Here is a 13970-nt window from a genome sequence, read left to right as displayed (position 1 = left end):
GTCGCCGGGGCCCTCTTATGGACGTCGGACGCAGGCTGACGTTCCGCAAAGGCTTTCCTGCGAAAAGCCTGTTCAATAATAAGAAAGGAGTATGAACAGATGGCAACCCGTGAAACCGGCAACGTGAAGTGGTTCAACGACGCCAAAGGCTACGGCTTTATCCAGCGCGAAGACGGGGTGGACGTGTTCGTGCACTACCGCGCGATTCGCGGCGAAGGGCATCGGTCGCTGACTGAAGGCCAGCAGGTCGAATACGCGGTGATTACTGGCGAGAAGGGTTTGCAGGCTGAGGATGTTGTAGGCCTGTAACCTTGAAGATCAAAAGATCGCAGCCTTCGGCAGCTCCTACGGGTGTACACATGACCCTGTAGGAGCTGCCGAAGGCTGCGATCTTTTGCTTTTAGGCAGTTTTCCAGGTGATTTCTTCTTCACCATCGGCGCTGATGCGCATCCAGCGATCCGCCGTTTCCTCGCCTTCTTCTTCAACCCACGTGCCCGGTGCGCAACGTACTTCCACGTTCAGCGCAGCGAATGCGGCGCGGGCGCAGGCGATGTCGTCGTCCCACGGCGTCTGGTCGCTTTCCAGGTACAGGCTGTTCCATTTGCCCACCGCTTTCGGTAGCCAGGTCACCGGCACGTTGCCGGCCTTGCACTTGTAGGTCTGGCCTTTCTGTACCCAGTCACTGCACGGGCCCAACGCGGCGCCCAGCCAGGCCGAAATGGCCTTGTGGTCGACGTCGGCGTCTTTCAGGTAAATCTCGATATCCGGTTGGCGCATGGATGTCCTCACTGCGGGTCTGAAAAATCCATTCGCGGATTTAGCCGGCCCCGGGCAATCGCCCGAGACCAAAAGTTATTGAAGAACGAAATAATCGTAGCGCATCGACACGGTGGTCTCGAACGGCTCGGCCTGTTCGATCACCGCCGCGCGACGCTCGGCACTGGCGCGCCAGCCGTGGGGTGTCATCGCCAACAGGTTGGCGCGATCCTTGGCCTTGTCCAGTGTCAGTTTGAATTCCAGGGTTTCACTGTGCGCCAGCGCCATGCCTTCCGGCACCAGGGCCAGGTGCTTGTCGTCGGTGTATTCGCGCACTTCGTCGTACAGGCGTTCGCGCAATTCCATCAGGTGGCCGCTGGTCGGGCCGACTTTCATCAGACCGCCGCCGACACTGAGCAGGCGCTTGGCTTCCTCCCAGTCCAGCGGACTGAAAACACTGGCGAGAAACTGGCAACTGCCCGACGCCAACGGCACGCGGGCCATGCTGGCGATCAACCAGCTAATCGCCGGATTACGTTTGCAGGCGCGTTTGACCGCTTCACGGGAAATATCCAGTGCGTAGCCATCCGCGTTCGGCAAGGCCTCGGCGATTTGCGCGGTGTAATAACCCTCGCCGCAACCGATGTCGACCCAGCGATCCGGCGCATAACTCGCTGCCAGTTCGGCCAGACGCTTGGCCACCGGCGCGTAATGGCCGGCGTTCAGGAAGTCACGGCGCGCCTCGACCATGGCCTGGTTGTCACCAGGGTCGCGGCTGTTCTTGTGTTGCACCGGCAGCAGGTTCAAATAACCCTGCCGCGCGCGGTCGAAGCGGTGGCCGGCGGGGCAGACCACGCCGTTGTCCACTGTATTCAGCGGTTCACTGCAAATGGGGCAAGCAAGCATCAGGCGAGCAACTTGATCAGGGTCTGGTAGTAGATCTCGGTCAGCACGTCGAGATCGGCTGCCAGCACGCGTTCGTTGACCTGGTGAATGGTCGCGTTGACCGGCCCCAGTTCAACTACCTGCGTGCCCATGGTCGCAATGAAGCGGCCATCGGAAGTACCGCCGCTGGTGGACGCTTTGGTCTCGCGACCGGTGATGTCCTTGATGCTCGCCGACACGGCGTCGAGCAGCGCGCCCGGTTCGGTGAGGAACGGCAGGCCGGACAGCGCCCAGTCGATGTGCCAGTCCAGATCGTGCTTGTCGAGAATATCGGCCACACGCTTCTGCAGGCCTTCAACGGTCGATTCGGTGGAGAAACGGAAGTTGAACACCGCCACCAGATCACCTGGAATCACGTTGGTCGCGCCGGTGCCGGAATTGACGTTGGAGATCTGGAAACTGGTCGGCGGGAAGAAATCGTTGCCGTGATCCCAATGCTCGGCGGCCAGTTCGGCCAGCGCCGGAGCGGCGAGGTGGATCGGATTCTTGGCCAGATGCGGATAGGCGACGTGACCCTGAATGCCTTTGACCGTGAGCTTGGCGCCCAGCGAGCCGCGACGGCCGTTCTTAACCACGTCGCCGACCAGGGTGGTGCTCGACGGTTCGCCGACGATGCACCAGTCCAGACGCTCGTTGCGTGCCGCCAGACGCTCGACCACAGCCTTGGTGCCGTGGTGTGCCGGGCCTTCTTCGTCGCTGGTGATCAGGAACGCGACCTTGCCCTTGTGATTCGGGTAGTCAGCGACAAAGCGCTCGGCGGCAACGGTCATCGACGCCAGGCTGCCTTTCATGTCTGCCGCGCCACGGCCGCAGAGCATGCCGTGTTCGTCGATCACCGCGTTGAACGGGTCGATCTGCCACGCGGTCACCGGACCGGTCGGCACCACATCGGTGTGGCCAGCGAAGCACAGCACCGGGCCGTCGTTGCTGCCGTGAGTCGCCCAGAAGTTATCCACATCTTCGATGCGCATCGGCTCGAGAGTGAAACCGGCATCGCCCAGGCGCTGCATCATCTGCTTCTGGCAATCGGCGTCGACCGGCGTCACGGACGGACGGCGGATCAGGTCGATGGCGAGTTGGAGGGTCGGCGAAAGGTCGGCGTGGGCCGTCATGTAAATAACTCCGGGTGCGCACGGTAAACCTGTAGGAGCTGCCGAAGGCTGCGATCTTTTGATTTTGTTTTTTAAAATCAACAGCAAGATCAAAAGATCGCAGCCTTCGGCAGCTCCTACCGAGTTTGTTGGCATTGAAAAAGGCGGTCATTCTAAAGCAAAACGGCGGCCCGAAGGCCGCCGTTTGACGTTATCCGTTAGCGATTATGCAGCTGCCGGCTCAGGCTTGGCCGCAGGTTTCGGCAACGACGACAGGAACGCCATGATCAGTGCTGCCAGATACGGCAGCGACTGCACCAGCAACATCACCACCCAGAAACGCATGTCGTTGCTCGGCATGCCGTTGACCAAGAAGATCCCCAGCGCCGCGCCCCACAACAGCAGCATGATGAACAGCTCTTCCCGCGCCTCGGAAATCGCCACCCAGAAGCCATGGTTGTCGGCGTTTTTCGGCGTGCGGAAGAATGGAATGCTGCTGGTAAAGAAGCCGTACAGCACCGCTTTGGCGATGGTGTGCGACAACGCCAGCCCGGCCAGTGCCGCGCAGAATGCATCTTTCAGGTTCACGCCAACGGCGCGACGGTAGAGGAAGATGATCTTGCCGACCTTGAACACGAACAGAGCCAGAGGCGGAATCGCGAAGATCAGCAGCGGCGGATCGACTCGTTGCGGCACGATGATCATCGCCGCCGACCACAACAGTGCGCCGACGGTGAAGAAGATGTTCATGCCATCCGCGACCCACGGCAACCAGCCCGCGAGGAAGTGGTAACGCTGGCCGCGCGTCAGTTCGGTGTCCTTGCCGCGCAGCAGGCTGCCGGTGTGACGCTTGATAATCTGGATCGCACCGTAGGCCCAACGGAAACGCTGCTTCTTGAAGTCGATAAACGTATCCGGCATCAGCCCCTTGCCGTAGCTGTCGTGGTAATACGCCGCCGACAGGCCTTTCTCGAACACGCGCAGACCGAGTTCGGCGTCTTCACAGATGCACCAGTCGGCCCAGCCCAATTCTTCCAGAACCGAACGCCGGGTCATGGTCATGGTGCCGTGCTGAATGATCGCGTCACGGTCGTTACGAGTAACCATGCCGATGTGGAAGAAGCCTTTGTATTCGGCGTAGCAAAGCTTTTTGAAGGTGCTTTCGTTCTGGTCGCGATAATCCTGCGGCGACTGCACCACAGCGATTTTCGGGTCGGCGAAGTGCGGCACCATGTGCTTGAGCCAGTTCGGGTGCACGCAGTAATCGGAGTCGATCACGGCGATCACTTCGGCATCTTTGGCGGTGTGCGGGATCAGGTAGTTCAGCGCGCCGCCCTTGAAACCGGCCAGGGGCGAGACGTGGAAGAACTTGAAGCGCGGGCCGAGGGTTGCGCAGTAGTCGCGCACCGGTTCCCACACCGCCGGATCCTTGGTGTTGTTGTCGATGATCAGGACTTCGTAGTCCGGATAATCGAGGGCGGCGAGGGCGTCGAGGGTCTGTTTGACCATCTCCGGCGGCTCGTTGTAGCACGGCACGTGGATCGAAACTTTCGGCCGATAGCTGGAATCGCCCTCGACCGGCAGGAACTCGCGCCGACGCTTGTGAATCCACACCGCTTCGGCCAGCTCATGCGCCTCCGTCAGCAAGACGATAAATACCCCGAGCGCGCCGAGCGCCAAGAGGAATCCGACCGTCAAACTGAACCATGTGCTGTATTGCAGGCTGTAGTCGTAACCGATCCACACCAATACCGAACCGCAAAGAAACGCGATAAAGGTCAGGAAGATCCGCCCACGTTGACGCAGGGCCGAGCCGTCGATCATCAGCAAGGTCAGCGACAACAGCGCCAGCACCACCGAACCGATCGCCAGCACGCGCCATTGCGGGATCGCCACGACCGGGCCTTCGAAGTTGAATTTCTGCTGACGGGCGGCGTTGAACACGCCCCAATACGCGCCGACCGAGCCTTCGTCGCTGGCCTTCCACGGTTGGTCAAATGCTTCGATCACGAAGTAGTTGAAGCCTTGGCGGTTGAGCTTGTTGACCAGGGTGCGCAGGTAGATCGCTTGATCTGCCGGCGACGCATCGGCGCCACCGCGCATGCGACCGTTGCTCGGCCAGCCGACCTCGGAGAGCAGCAGCGGTTTTTTCGGGAACAGCTTTTTCAGGTCGCGGGCGCGGTCGAAAACGAACTGCCCGGCCTTGTCGACGGGGATGAATTCCCAGTACGGCAGAACGTGCGCGGCAATCAGGTCAACGTGCTTGGCCAGTTGTGGGTATTTCTCCCAGATGTGCCATTGCTCGGACGTGGTGACCGGTACTTTCACGGCTGCACGCACGCGATCGAGAAGAACGATCAATGCTTCTGGGGTGATTTCTTCACGAAATAGCGCTTCGTTACCCACGACAACGCGAACCACGCTGCGTGACGTATTGGCCAGTTCGATGGCTTTGGTGATTTCCCGTTCGTTGCGTTCCTGATCCGGACTGATCCAGATGCCGAGGGTGACCCGAAGGCCGAACTCTTCAGCCAGTTTCGGGATGTCTCCCAGCGAGCCGTCCACCGAGTAGATGCGGATGTTATCCGTCAGCTTGCTCATGATCTCCAGATCGCGGCGCATTTCGTCGTCAGTCGGATACTGATCCTTCTGCGGATATTGTCCCTGCTGGAACGGCGAGTAGGAGAAACCGGAGATCTGCTCCGGCCAGTTCGGCGCCGAAACCGGGCGATTGATCAGCGCCCAGAAACCGGTGAACAGGGCGGCGATTGCCAGAACCACCACCAGGTTGAGTCCAAATTTACGCGATGACATAGCTATTTCGGGTTCCAAAGGCTGTGGAACGAAGGATCGGTCGGCTAGACGCCCGAGGGGCGCGCATCCTACACCGGCAGTTCACAAGTCGTACATCAGACAGGGAAATGCCCGACATTGGGCAGCCGACTTTGACTTAAGTTCTTACACTTGTAGCGCGAAGCTTAAAACTTGTCGCTGTGTAGCCCTATAATGCGCGCCGGTTTTTGGGGTAATGGTCATGAGTACAGAAGATCCGCGGTTTGCAGGCATCGCCCGTTTGTATGGCATCGAAGGCCTGGCGCGTTTGCGCGCGGCCCATGTGGCGATCGTCGGCGTCGGTGGCGTCGGTTCCTGGGCGGCGGAAGCCATGGCCCGTTGTGGTGTCGGTGAGATTTCGCTGTTCGATCTCGATGACGTCTGCGTCAGCAACGCCAACCGTCAGTTGCACGCGCTGGACAGCACCGTCGGCAAACCCAAGGTCGAGGTGATGGCCGAGCGCCTGCGCGGGATCAACCCGGATTGCACCGTGCACGCGGTGGCGGATTTCGTCACCCGCGAGACCATGGCTGAATACATCACGCCGAACATCGACTGCGTGATTGACTGCATCGACGCGGTCAACGCCAAGGCTGCGCTGATCGCTTGGTGCAAGCGCCGCAAGATCCAGATCATTACCACGGGCGGCGCGGGCGGGCAGATCGATCCGACGCTGATTCAGGTGTGTGATCTCAACCGTACGTTCAACGACCCGTTGGCCTCGAAAGTGCGCTCGACGTTGCGTCGCGATTATGGTTTTTCGCGCACCGTGACTCGGCATTACAGCGTGCCGTGTGTGTTTTCCACGGAGCAACTGCGTTATCCGAAGCCGGATGGCAGCATTTGTTTGCAGAAGAGCTTTGTCGGCGACGGTGTGAAGCTGGACTGCGCGGGTGGATTTGGCGCGGTGATGATGGTCACGGCGACGTTTGGCATGGTCGCGGCGACCAAGGCTGTGGACAAGATTGTTGCGGGGGTTCGGCGTCCGGCTGACCGAGTTAAACCTCAGGCTTGATGCTGGGGCTTATGGCCCCTTCGCGAGTAAGCCCGCTCCCACATTGGACTGCATTCCCCTGTAGGAGCTGTCGAGTGAAACGAGGCTGCGATCTTTTGATCCTGTTTTCAAGATCAAAAGATCGCAGCCTGCGGCAGCTCCTACAGGGTGGTGGCCAACTCATTCATTCGCTGGAGCACGGCGTTAAGGCCATTGCTGCGCGAGGGCGATAGCTGGCGCGAAAGGCCGAGCTGATTGAACCAGTCCGGCAGATCAATTTGCTGCAACTCCGCCGCTGACAGTCCGTTAACCCGCAACAGCAACAACGCCACCAACCCACGAATCATCCGCGCATCGCTGCTGGCGCTGAACTGCCAGTGACCATCGCACAACGTCCCGACCAGCCACACCTGACTCTCACAGCCATGCACCCGGTTTGCGTCACACTTTTGCGCGTCATCCAGCGCCGGCAATCGATCACCAAACTGCATCAACAACCGCGCCCGCTGCTCCCAGCCCGCTGCATTCTGAAAAGTCTGCAGCGCCTCGGCGGCTTCGAGCGGCAAGCTCATCGCAACAACTCCAGCGCCTGATCCAGCGCTTCAAAAAAGCGCTCCAGATCTTCCGAATCGTTGTACAGCGCCAGTGACACACGAATCGCCCCGGCCAGCTCAAAGCTTTTCAGCAGCGGCATCGCGCAATGATGCCCGGCGCGCACGGCAATGCCTTGCTCAGTCAGCAAGTGCGCCAAATCAGCGTTGTGCACACCTTCAACGACGAAACTCGCCAGCGCCAATTGCGGCTTGCCGAGCAGACGAATGCCGTTACGCGCCGCGAGTCCATGCAGCAAATAGTCATGCAACGCGGCTTCATGGGCAGACACAGCGTCCTGATCCAGACCCGCCAGATAATCCAGCGTGGCGCCAAGGCCGATGACACTGGCAATCGGCGGCGTACCGGCCTCGAAGCCCAGCGGCGCAGGGCGAAAGCGCGAGTCGTGATAGTTGGCTTCCAGGACCATTTCGCCGCCGAACTGCCGGGGCTTCAGCTGCTCAAGTGCTGCATTGCGCCCGAACAGCACGCCAAGGCCATCAGGCCCATAGAGCTTGTGGCTGGAAAATACATAAAAGTCGCAACCCAGCGCCTGCACGTCATGCCGACCATGCACCACGCCTTGCGCGCCATCGACCACGGTCAGCGCGTTCTGCGCCTTGGCCATGCCCAGCAACGCCGGCAATGGCTGCCACGCGCCGAGCACGTTGGACAACTGACTGACTGCCAGCAATCGCGTGCGCGGGCCTATCAAATGCACAGCGACAGCAAGGTCGATCAGGCCGTCGGCATCCAGCGGCAGGATCACCAGTTTGAGACTTCGCCGTTGGGCCAGTTGCTGCCATGGCAGCAGGTTGGCGTGATGCTCCAGGGCGCTAATGACAATTTCATCGCCAGGGTGGAAAAGATGTTCCAGGCCATACGCCAGGAGGTTCAGCGCACTGGTGGCGCCATGGGTAAAGATGATCTGCCCGCTGTCACCGGCATTCAGCCACTGGGCAACCTTCAGCCGACTGTCCTCGAACGCCTGCGTGGCATGGGCGCCGGGCAGGTGTTGCGCACGATGCACATTGGCCGCGCCGTTGGCGTAGTAATGCGTCAGTGCGTCGAGCAGGGCTTGGGGTTTTTGCGTGGTGGCGGCGTTGTCCAGATAGGTCTGGTCTTGCCGTTGCAGCGCGGCGATGGCCGGGAAATCGGCACGCCACGGGGAGGGAATCATCACAGTTTTTAGCCCTGGTGAAGAGGGGCGGGATGTACGCCAAATCCTGTAGGAGTGAGCCTGCTCGCGATGGCGTCCGTGAGGGCGCTAAAAGCATCGCGAGCAGGCTCACTCCTACAATGGATTATTCAAGCACTTAGTTGTGAGCGTGCAGCGCTTCGTTCAGTTCGATCGCCGATTTGTGGGTTTTGCACTCCACAGCACCGGTTTCCGAATTGCGACGGAACAGCAGGTCAGTCTGACCGGCCAGCTCACGCGCCTTCACAACCTTGACCAGATTGTTGTTTTCGTCGAGCAGCGCCACCTTGGTGCCGGCCGTCACGTACAGGCCCGACTCAACGGTGTTGCGGTCGCCCAACGGGATACCGATACCGGCGTTGGCGCCGATCAGGCAGCCTTCGCCGACCTTGATCACGATGTTGCCGCCGCCCGACAGGGTGCCCATGGTCGAGCAACCGCCGCCCAGGTCCGAACCCTTGCCGACGAATACGCCAGCGGAAACGCGGCCTTCGATCATGCCCGGGCCTTCGGTGCCGGCGTTGAAGTTGATGAAACCTTCGTGCATCACGGTGGTGCCTTCACCGACGTAAGCGCCCAGACGCAGACGCGCGGCGTCAGCGATACGCACGCCAGCCGGAACCACGTAGTCGGTCATTTTCGGGAACTTGTCCACCGAGAATACTTCCAGCAACTCGCCGCGCAGACGCGCTTCCAGTTGCATTTCCGCCAGTTCGCTCAGGTCGATGGCGCCCTGGCTGGTCCAGGCAACGTTCGGCAGCAACGGGAAGATACCGGCCAGGCTCACGCCGTGCGGCTTGACCAGACGGTGCGACAGCAGATGCAGCTTGAGGTAAGCCTCAGGTGTCGAGGTCAGTTGCGAGTCTTCTGCCAGCAGGGTGGCGACCAGCGGCTTGTGGCTTTCGGCCAGACGGGTCAACAGCTTGCCTTGCACGGCGTCGATGCCTTTTACGGCTTCAGCCAGTTGCGCAGCCTGAGCGGTGGTGAAGGTAATGGCCTGGTTGCCTTCGGTATAACCGAGGATCGGCGCAACAGCGGCGACCAGTTCGGCCGATGGGTTGAGCAGTGGCTGTGCGTAGAACACTTCCAGCCACGCGCCTTGACGGTTCTGAGTGCCGACACCAAAGGCGATGCTGAACAGGGAATTGGACATGTAAATACACCTCTACAAAGAGTGACGGGCTGCTTACTTCAGAGCGGCCGCGTAGATATCTGGCTTGAAGCCAATCAGGGTTCGGTCACCGAGATCGAGCACCGGGCGCTTGATCATCGAGGGTTGAGCGAGCATCAGTTCGATGGCTTTCGACTGGTCGAGATCGGCTTTACGTTCGTCGTCGAGTTTGCGAAAGGTCGTGCCTGCACGGTTCAACACCGTTTGCCAGCCATGTTCGTCACACCATTGGGTCAGGTGCTCACGGTCGATGCCGGCGGTCTTGTAGTCGTGAAAGTCGTAGCTGACAGCGTGTTCATCGAGCCAGGTGCGCGCCTTCTTCATGGTGTCGCAGGCTTTGATGCCGAAAAGGTGCAACGTTTTACTTGAAACGGTCAAGGAATCGCCCCCTTTACAGGTGCTGGAGAAAAATGGTGTCGGATTATGCCATGACCAAACGGTTTCGTCGGCCACGGTTGTCGTAACGCTGCAAAACCTGTGGGAGCGAGCCTGCTCGCGAAGGGGCCGCTTCAGTCAATTGAGTGTTGATTGATCCACCGCATTCGCGAGCAAGCTCGCTCCCACATTGGGGTGGCGTTGCGGGCGTGCGACATAGGTGCAACGGTCAGACACAGCCTAAGCGGCTAATATGGCAGTTCAACGCTGTCGATTGTCTGAGATTTCCGCTTTATGCAAACTGCTTACACCGTCCTCATCCTGCTGATGCTGGTCAGCGTCTCGCGTCTGGTCGGACGGGTCATCCCGCTGCCGCTGCCACTGGTCCAGATTGCCGCCGGCGCCTTGCTCGCCTGGCCGACGCTGGGGCTGCACGTGGCCCTCGATCCCGAATTGTTCCTGTTTCTGTTTCTGCCGCCATTGTTGTTCTCCGACGGCTGGCGCATGCCCAAGCGCGAGTTCTGGCACCTGCGCGGGCCGATCCTTACGCTGGCGGTGGGACTAGTGCTGTTCACCGTGGTCGGCGCCGGCTACTTCATTCATTGGTTATTGCCGTCAATTCCGCTGCCGGTGGCCTTCGCCCTGGCGGCAGTGTTGTCGCCTACGGACGCCGTGGCGGTGTCGGCCATTTCGCAAAATCGCTTGCCGACCCCGCTGATGCATATATTGCAGGGCGAGGCGCTGATGAACGATGCCTCGGGTCTGGTGACCTTCAAGTTCGCCCTGGTGGCGGCCATCACGGGCGTGTTCTCGCTGACCAACGCCAGCCTGACCTTTGTCGTGGTGGCGCTCGGCGGACTGGCGGTCGGTGTGGCATTGAGCTGGCTGGTCGGGCGTTTGCGGGCGTGGATGATCGCTCGCGGTTGGGACGATCCCGCGACGCACGTTGTGTTCATGTTGCTGTTGCCGTTCGCCGCTTATGTATTGGCCGAACGTCTTGGCGTGTCGGGCATTCTCTCGGCCGTGGCGGCGGGGATGATGCAGAGCTGGCTCGATCTGCTGCCACGACAGACCAGCACTCGCTTGCTTAATCGCAGTGTCTGGTCGCTGCTGGAGTTCGCTTTCAACGGGCTGATTTTCCTCCTGCTCGGCCTGCAATTGCCGGACATCATCAAAGCCGTGGTCAGCCACGAGCCGACGTTGTGGCCGACGTTGTTCTATCGCTGCCTCGATGTTGTGGCGATTTTTCTCGCGCTGGTTTTGTTGCGATTTATCTGGGTGCAGAGCATCTGGCGTTTATCGGTATTGCTGCGGCGTTTGCGCGGTAAGGGTGATCTGACGCAAGTGCCGACCGCGCGCTCCTGCTGGCTGCTGACCGTCGGCGGTGTGCGCGGTGCGGTGACGCTGGCCGGGGTGATGTCGGTGCCGATGTTGATGGGGGCGGAGGCGTTTCCCGAGCGTGATCTGTTGATCTTCATTGCTGCCGGGGTGATTTTGCTGTCGCTGATTTCGGCGTGCATCGCGCTGCCACTGTTGTTGCGCGGCATCGAGAAAAGTCCGGATGACAAACGGCGCCAGGAAGTGCGCGACGCGTGGCGTAAAACCGCAGAGGCGGCGATTCACGCGCTCGAAACCGAAGAAACTACCCCGCAGGACGCTGCTCAAGCCGCTCTGTCAGCCGAACTGAAGGCGCGGATCATGTCCGAGTATCGCCATCAACTGGAGGTCTTCAACGATTCCGCCGAAGCGCAGGCCCTGGCGTTCCAGATGGATCTGCTTGAGCGTCGCCTGCGCTTGAAGGCGCTGAGGGCGCAGCGCCTGGAGCTCTATAGTCTCAGTCGTCAGCATCAGATAGGTGATGACGTTCTCCGAGAAGTGTTGGCCGATCTGGATTTGAGCGAGGCCAACTTGGGGCAGGTCAAATAACCTGAGCTTGATAATCAATGGCCGGATAACTTTGTTTGGCCAGGCGTTTGTCCCGTTCACTGAGTTTCAGGTTGAAGGCAATCTCGAAGTTGCCGTGGGTCAGAAAGTTGGGTACCGGATAATGCAAGATGGAAAGGCTGTCGTATTCTCCCCTGGAAGTAATGTCGCAACTGTCGAGGCGGAAGATATTCAGTTCAATTTCTTCGCGGTTCCAGCCCTGAGTTTCGCTGAAGTACTTGTACACAGCTTCTATATCCCATGGAATATTGGCATCGGGATGCAGATGGGCATGATGAAACCCCAGTGCATGTCCGAACTCATGCAGCAGCGTGGCTTCAAACAGCGGGTGTTGCGGTTCAGTCTGGATGACCAGCGTGGGTTCTTCTGGATCGACTTCCAACGCTTCGGTGCCGATTTCCGACCAGTTCGCTTCGCCGTTCAGGGCGATACGGATCTGTCCCAGGCCTTGTTCGACCTGGGCAAATGTCAGGCTGACAAAGGGCTCCCATTGACGAATTATCCGTTCGACCCGGTAGGCCAATTCATCGGGTAAATCCTCCATGAACGAAAAAGTTACCGTACTGGCGTTGTCCCATAACCGGTTGGAACAGACGATAGAACGCTTGTGACGTTCTCCTGAGGTGAAGTTGCGACTGCGCATTTTGACGAAGGGGTAATGGTGCATGATCAATATCCATATTGATTGACAAGGTGCTTAGGGTGGTGCCCGGAAGTTTTTTAATCGATAGGGCGCGACGGATAGTTACAGTAACTGTTCATCTGAAGACTATCTTTGGAGCGGGCAGGTAGGAAGTCGGTAATTGCTTTGATATGTATCGCGGTGATAAAACCGCGCGCCAGATTGCCTGGCGCGGGCCAAATACTACTTATTGCTGACGGGTGATAAAGGCGCGAATCCGCTCGGCGGCTTCGACACATTCGGCCAGTGGCGCAACCAGCGCCATGCGCACACGCCCTGCGCCCGGGTTGACGCCATCGACATCACGAGACAGGTACGAGCCCGGCACCACGGTCACGTGCTCCTGCTCAAACAGATCGCGGCAGAACGCGGCGTCATCACCTTGCACGTTCGGCCACAGGTAGAAGCTGCCATCCGGACGCTGCACGTCCATCACCGGGCTGAGGATTTCCAGCACCGCATCGAATTTCTCGCGATACAGCGCACGGTTGGCGCGTACATGCACTTCGTCATTCCACGCCGCCACGCTGGCCAGTTGCGTTTGTACCGGCATCGCGCAGCCGTGGTAGGTGCGATACAGCAGGAAGCCTTTGAGGATGTCGGCGTCGCCGGCAACGAAACCGGAGCGCAGGCCTGGCAGGTTGGAGCGCTTGGACAGGCTATGGAACACCACGCAACGCTTGAAGTCCTTGCGGCCCAGTTCGACACAGGCTGTGAGCAGGCCCGGCGGCGGCGTTTGCTCATCGAAGTACAACTCGCTGTAGCACTCGTCGGCGGCGATCACGAAATCGTACTCGTCGGCCAGAGCGATCAGCTTTTTCAGGGTGTCGACCGGGATCAGCGCGCCCGTCGGGTTGCCCGGCGAGCAGAGGAAGAGGATCTGGCAGCGTTTCCAGATGTCTGGCGAAACGGCATCGAAATCCGGATTGAAGCCGTTTTCGTCGAGGCACGGCAGGTAGTGCGGCTTGGCCCCGGCGAGGAACGCCGCGCCTTCGTAGATCTGGTAGAACGGGTTCGGGCTGACCACCAACGCGTCGTCGCCACGGTTGACCACGGTCTGGGTGAACGCGAACAGCGCTTCACGGGTGCCGTTCACCGGCAGTACGTTGCGCGCCGGATCGATCCAGCCGCCAGGCACACCGAATCGCCGCTCGCACCAGCCGGCAATGGCTTCACGCAGCGCCGGGATACCGAGGGTAGTCGGATACACCGCCATCTGATCCAGGCTGTTAGCCAGCGCTTCAGCGACAAAGCTTGGCGAGCGGTGTTTCGGCTCGCCGATCGACAGGGCGATCGGGCGTTTTTCCGGGTTCGGCGTTACGGTGCCGAGCAGGGCGCGGAGCTTTTCGAACGGGTACGGCTGGAGCTGGTTCAGAGCGTTGTTCATTGG

General features: G+C 59.9%; 13 protein-coding genes. 3 read left to right on the top strand and 10 right to left on the bottom strand.

From position 1 onward, the window contains the following. Nucleotides 1-99 precede the first annotated feature (99 nt). Nucleotides 100-309, top strand: a complete 210-nt coding sequence (locus tag CKW38_RS09025) for a cold-shock protein (protein WP_007908870.1) — start codon at nucleotides 100-102, stop codon at nucleotides 307-309. 91 nt (nucleotides 310-400) lie between these two features. Here CKW38_RS09025 and CKW38_RS09020 read toward each other — a convergent pair whose 3' ends face one another. The 4 genes from CKW38_RS09020 to CKW38_RS09005 all read right to left on the bottom strand — a co-directional run bounded on the left by CKW38_RS09020 (nucleotide 401) and on the right by CKW38_RS09005 (nucleotide 5607). Then, nucleotides 401-778 (bottom strand): hypothetical protein, encoded by a 378-nt coding sequence (locus CKW38_RS09020; RefSeq protein ID WP_007908869.1) that lies wholly within the window; start codon nucleotides 776-778, stop codon nucleotides 401-403. A gap of 75 nt (nucleotides 779-853) precedes the next feature. Beyond that, nucleotides 854-1663 carry a putative RNA methyltransferase gene (locus tag CKW38_RS09015; protein WP_095112524.1) on the bottom strand — a complete coding sequence of 270 codons (810 nt, stop codon included), beginning with the start codon at nucleotides 1661-1663 and terminating at the stop codon, nucleotides 854-856. Beyond that, nucleotides 1663-2814 (bottom strand): succinyl-diaminopimelate desuccinylase, encoded by a 1152-nt coding sequence (dapE, locus tag CKW38_RS09010; RefSeq protein WP_007908867.1) that lies wholly within the window; start codon nucleotides 2812-2814, stop codon nucleotides 1663-1665. The genes CKW38_RS09015 and dapE overlap by 1 nt, the downstream gene beginning before the upstream one ends. Nucleotides 2815-3018: 204 nt before the next feature. Continuing rightward, nucleotides 3019-5607 carry a glycosyltransferase gene (locus CKW38_RS09005; protein ID WP_007908866.1) on the bottom strand — a complete coding sequence of 863 codons (2589 nt, stop codon included), beginning with the start codon at nucleotides 5605-5607 and terminating at the stop codon, nucleotides 3019-3021. Nucleotides 5608-5821: 214 nt separating this feature from the next. Here CKW38_RS09005 and tcdA point away from each other — a divergent pair, with 214 nt between their 5' ends. Next, nucleotides 5822-6640: a tRNA cyclic N6-threonylcarbamoyladenosine(37) synthase TcdA gene (gene tcdA, locus CKW38_RS09000; protein ID WP_007908865.1), complete on the top strand. Its 819-nt coding sequence runs from the start codon at nucleotides 5822-5824 to the stop codon at nucleotides 6638-6640. A gap of 140 nt (nucleotides 6641-6780) precedes the next feature. Here tcdA and CKW38_RS08995 read toward each other — a convergent pair whose 3' ends face one another. The 4 genes from CKW38_RS08995 to CKW38_RS08980 all read right to left on the bottom strand — a co-directional run bounded on the left by CKW38_RS08995 (nucleotide 6781) and on the right by CKW38_RS08980 (nucleotide 9957). Then, a complete protein-coding gene (locus CKW38_RS08995; RefSeq protein ID WP_095112523.1) occupies nucleotides 6781-7191 on the bottom strand; it encodes a SufE family protein in 411 nt (136 codons plus the stop codon). Then, nucleotides 7188-8393 (bottom strand): aminotransferase class V-fold PLP-dependent enzyme, encoded by a 1206-nt coding sequence (locus CKW38_RS08990; protein ID WP_095112522.1) that lies wholly within the window; start codon nucleotides 8391-8393, stop codon nucleotides 7188-7190. The genes CKW38_RS08995 and CKW38_RS08990 overlap by 4 nt, the downstream gene beginning before the upstream one ends. A 133-nt stretch (nucleotides 8394-8526) precedes the next feature. Then, the gene (gene dapD / locus CKW38_RS08985) at nucleotides 8527-9561 is read right to left on the bottom strand and encodes a 2,3,4,5-tetrahydropyridine-2,6-dicarboxylate N-succinyltransferase (protein ID WP_007949650.1); all 1035 of its coding nucleotides are present in this window, start codon (nucleotides 9559-9561) and stop codon (nucleotides 8527-8529) included. Between the two features lie 33 nt (nucleotides 9562-9594). After that, nucleotides 9595-9957, bottom strand: coding sequence for an ArsC family reductase (locus CKW38_RS08980; RefSeq protein WP_003222107.1), 363 nt, complete (start codon nucleotides 9955-9957; stop codon nucleotides 9595-9597). Between the two features lie 291 nt (nucleotides 9958-10248). Here CKW38_RS08980 and CKW38_RS08975 point away from each other — a divergent pair, with 291 nt between their 5' ends. After that, nucleotides 10249-11880, top strand: coding sequence for a Na+/H+ antiporter (locus CKW38_RS08975; RefSeq protein ID WP_095112520.1), 1632 nt, complete (start codon nucleotides 10249-10251; stop codon nucleotides 11878-11880). On the opposite strand, the gene CKW38_RS08970 is transcribed toward CKW38_RS08975, so the two are convergent. Continuing rightward, nucleotides 11873-12565 (bottom strand): M12 family metallopeptidase, encoded by a 693-nt coding sequence (locus CKW38_RS08970; protein WP_095112518.1) that lies wholly within the window; start codon nucleotides 12563-12565, stop codon nucleotides 11873-11875. The genes CKW38_RS08975 and CKW38_RS08970 overlap by 8 nt on opposite strands. A gap of 202 nt (nucleotides 12566-12767) precedes the next feature. After that, nucleotides 12768-13967 (bottom strand): succinyldiaminopimelate transaminase, encoded by a 1200-nt coding sequence (gene dapC / locus CKW38_RS08965; RefSeq protein ID WP_007908859.1) that lies wholly within the window; start codon nucleotides 13965-13967, stop codon nucleotides 12768-12770. Nucleotides 13968-13970 lie beyond the last annotated feature (3 nt).

The organism is Pseudomonas sp. Irchel 3H7 (genome assembly GCF_900187605.1).
Lineage (GTDB): Bacteria > Pseudomonadota > Gammaproteobacteria > Pseudomonadales > Pseudomonadaceae > Aquipseudomonas.
This window is presented reverse-complemented; position numbering and strand designations above follow the sequence as displayed.